The organism is Rhizobium ecuadorense (assembly GCF_001187535.1).
Classification (GTDB): domain Bacteria; phylum Pseudomonadota; class Alphaproteobacteria; order Rhizobiales; family Rhizobiaceae; genus Rhizobium; species Rhizobium ecuadorense.
In genome coordinates this window covers 1-270 of sequence record NZ_LFIO01001527.1, presented here as the reverse complement: position 1 = coordinate 270, position 270 = coordinate 1, and the positions used below count along the sequence as shown (strand labels likewise).

1 protein-coding gene is annotated in these 270 nt (G+C 59.6%); it reads right to left on the bottom strand.

What is annotated here, in order from left to right; all coding sequences use genetic code 11:
- Window positions 1-270 (bottom strand): ABC transporter substrate-binding protein (locus tag AF337_RS31620; RefSeq protein ID WP_152971263.1); only part of this gene is annotated, 270 nt, incomplete at both ends.

Sequence of the window (270 nt, the reverse complement as noted above, 5' to 3'; positions counted from 1 at the left end):
CGACCAACTCTTCCATCGTCGTCGGCGCCTTCAGGCCGGCGGCGTCAAACAGATCCTTGCGATAGGCGAGCACGTTGGCATAACCGGCGAAGGGGAAAGCGACTTGCTTGTCGCCCCAATGGCCGAGCGCATTGAGAAGCGTCGGGTAGATGTCGTCGAGCTGCAGTTCGGCAGCATCGCGCTTCATCCAGTCGGTGAGGTCGACCGTATAGTTGTTCTCGGCATACTGGCCGGACCAGACGATATCCATGGTAACGAGATCGTAGCCGC